The sequence below is a fragment of the Nocardioides sp. NPDC006273 genome, assembly GCF_040613495.1.
Taxonomy (GTDB): Bacteria; Actinomycetota; Actinomycetes; order Propionibacteriales; family Nocardioidaceae; genus Nocardioides.
The window spans coordinates 1-2,835 of record NZ_JBEXSD010000127.1 but is presented as its reverse complement, the minus strand read 5'-3'; the positions used below and the strand labels follow the sequence as shown (position 1 = coordinate 2,835).

The 2,835-nt window shown below is 69.4% G+C and carries 3 protein-coding genes; 2 read left to right on the top strand and 1 reads right to left on the bottom strand.

The features are described 5' to 3' along the window. Positions 1-211 precede the first annotated feature (211 nt). Positions 212-1,168, bottom strand: a complete 957-nt coding sequence (locus ABZZ22_RS26950) for a thiamine-phosphate kinase (RefSeq protein WP_354938635.1) — start codon at positions 1,166-1,168, stop codon at positions 212-214. A gap of 189 nt (positions 1,169-1,357) precedes the next feature. Here ABZZ22_RS26950 and ABZZ22_RS26945 point away from each other — a divergent pair, with 189 nt between their 5' ends. Then, positions 1,358-1,594 (top strand): Lrp/AsnC ligand binding domain-containing protein, encoded by a 237-nt coding sequence (locus ABZZ22_RS26945; protein WP_179656947.1) that lies wholly within the window; start codon positions 1,358-1,360, stop codon positions 1,592-1,594. 138 nt (positions 1,595-1,732) lie between these two features. After that, positions 1,733-2,689, top strand: coding sequence for a D-alanine--D-alanine ligase (locus ABZZ22_RS26940; protein ID WP_354938632.1), 957 nt, complete (start codon positions 1,733-1,735; stop codon positions 2,687-2,689). Positions 2,690-2,835: the final 146 nt, after the last annotated feature.

The following is a 2,835-nucleotide window of genomic DNA, read 5'->3' as shown; positions in this document are numbered from 1 at the left end:
TCTGCTTTGATCCGATAGGCGCTGACTCGGCGCAAACGGACCGGAGCGAAGCGAGACGACCGGAGCGAGGCCGAGCGGCGAGCTTGCTCGTCCGCTCGCGCCGAGCGAGGGAGTAACCGCGCGAAGCGCGGAGGACCGGATTGCGCCGCGTCGGCGCAAGCCCGACGTAAGGCAAGCCGAGCAGCAAACCCAGACAGGGGTTTCTCGACGCTCAGAAGTGCGTCCAGCCCGTCGACCCTTCGTAGACCTCCCCATCGACCGTGACCGGCTCATCTCCCGGTTCCCCGATCGCCCCGATAACGACCCACCCCTCCGGCAGCTCGACATCAGGCGGAAACGCGGCGAGCAGGGAGTGGTCCTCTCCCCCGCCCAGCACGAACGCGAGCGCGTCGGCCCCCGTCGCCGAGGCGACCGCCTTGAGCTCATCGGAGATGGTCAGCGCCGAGGTGTGCACGTCGATGGAGACCTCCGAGGCGTCGGCGATGTGCCTGGCCTCGGACAGGAGCCCGTCGGAGACGTCGATCAGGGCAGACGCACCGGCGGCTGCGGCGGCTGGGCCGGCGGCGTACGGCGGCTGTGGGCGCCGGTAGGCGTCGACGAGCACGCGCGGTGACCGGAACCCGCGCTTGAGGATCGCCAGGCCGGCGGCGGCCCACCCCTGACGGCCGCACAGGGCGAGTACGTCGTCGGGCTCGGCGCCCGAGCGGAGCACCGGTGCCTGGGCGACCGCGCCGATGGCGGTCACGGAGATGACGATCTGGTCGGCGCCGGTGACATCGCCTCCGACGACGGAGGCCCCGACCAGCGCACACTCGGCGGCGAACCCCTCCGCGAAGTCGACCGCCCACTCGGCCGGAAGGTCAGACGGAAGGGCGAGCCCGAGAGTCATCGAGTGCGCCACGCCGCCCATCGCGGCGATGTCGGCGAGGTTCTGACCGGCGGCCCGGTGGCCGATGTGGGACGCCTCGGCCCAGTCCCGCCTGAAGTGTCGGCCCTCGACGAGCAGGTCGGTCGAGACCACCACGTGACCATGCTTGACCCGCAGCAGCGCGGCGTCGTCGCCGGGGCCGACCAGCACCTGCTCTCCTTGGGCGAAGTGCTTGGTCATCTCGGTGATCAGCCCGAACTCACCGATGTCGGCGAGCGTCGAGTCCCTCGGAAAAGCCATGACTACATCCAACCCTCCTCTCGACGCGCGAAGATACCGGGACACGCATCCGGTCGTCTCCGCACTTCACGCGGTCGCTGCCTCGTTACGTCTTATCCCCAGGGTCGGTGTAGGTCGATCGATAGATAACGCGATAGGTTACTGGTCGGACAATGTGCCAAGGGAGGCACGGAGAACAGGAGCTGCACCATGGTCGTACAGGCGTACATCCTCATCCAGACGGACGTCGGCAAGGCCGCAGAGGTCGCCACCGAGATCGGCAAGATCCAGGGCGTGACCCTGGCCGAGGACGTCACCGGTCCGTACGACGTGATCGTCCGCGCCGAGGCCCGCAACGTCGACGAGCTCGGAAAGCTGGTCGTGGCCCGCGTGCAGAATCTCGAGGGCATCACCCGCACGTTGACCTGCCCGGTCGTGCACATCTGATTTCCGAGCCTTGCTCGGAGCTTGCTCCGGGCAAACGCGAGGAGGTCGAGCGAGCGCGCGGCTGAGCTTGCGAAGCCGCGACCGCAGGTCGAGACCCACCTTTCCAATAAACCTTTCCACGTCTGTTACAACGAACCCATGAGCACACCACCTCTTTCCGGGCCCGTCGCCGTCATCGCCGGCGGGCTTAGCCACGAGCGCGACGTGTCGCTGGCCTCCGGCCGCAACCTCGTGCGCGAGCTGTCGGCGCTGGGAGTGGAGGTGGCGGCGTACGACTTCGACCGGGCGCTGCTGCACAACCTCGAACGCGACAAGGCGGTCGTGGCGCTGCCGGCTCTGCACGGCCAGTTCGGTGAGGACGGCGAGATCCAGACGCTCCTGGAGCTGATCGGGATCCCGTACGTCGGCACCGTCTCCACCTCCTGCCGCGTCGCGTTCGACAAGACCGCCGCCCGCGAGCTCCTGCGCCGCGGGGGCATCCCCGTGCCGGACTCGGTCTCGCTGTCGTCCACGACGTTCCGCGACGTCGGCGCGCCGGTGCTGATGGAGCACGTCATCTCCCGGTTGGGTGAGCGGGTCGTGGTCAAGCCCTCGCGCGGCGGCTCGGCGCTCGGCGTCACCGGTGTCGACGGGCTCTCCGCCCTCCCCGCGGCCCTGGTCAAGACCTACGCCTACTGCGACGAGGCGCTCATCGAGCGCTTCTACGCCGGCATCGACGTCTCCGTGGTCGTCCGCGAGACCGACGAGGGCCCGCAGTCGCTGACCCCCATCGCCATCGACTTCAGCAAGGGCCACGAGTTCGACTTCGCGGCTCGCTACACCGCCGAGTTCGTCGGCTTCGGCCGCCCCGACCTCCCCGACGCGCTGCTCGCCGAGCTCGGCGAGACCGCCGTCCGCGCCCACGAGCTGCTCGGCATGCGCGACATCTCCCGCACCGACTTCATGGTCACCCCCGACGGCGCCTTCGTCGTCCTCGAGGTCGCCATCACCCCCGGCGCCACCGAGACCAGCGTCTTCCCCTTCGCCGCCAAGCACGACGGCACCTCGATGGGAGAGGTCACCCTCGCCCTGCTCAAGCGCGCCCTCTCCCGCTGACGCCGCTCTGCCGGGCGCCGAGTCGGCGCATCCTGACGCAAAACCACGCCGAGTCGGCGCGTTAAGACGCGCCCGGGTTCATGCACTGGATCGCTCCCCCGGCGGTGCCCTTGGCGAGGTTGTCCTCGGCGCCGACGACGACCAGC

Bases quoted from the DNA above. Each gene is read 5' to 3' on its own strand.
- ABZZ22_RS26950 (WP_354938635.1), bottom strand. From the start codon at position 1,168: ATGGCTTTTCCGAGGGACTCGACGCTCGCCGACATCGGTGAGTTCGGG.
- ABZZ22_RS26945 (WP_179656947.1), top strand. From the start codon at position 1,358: ATGGTCGTACAGGCGTACATCCTCATCCAGACGGACGTCGGCAAGGCC.
- ABZZ22_RS26940 (WP_354938632.1), top strand. From the start codon at position 1,733: ATGAGCACACCACCTCTTTCCGGGCCCGTCGCCGTCATCGCCGGCGGG.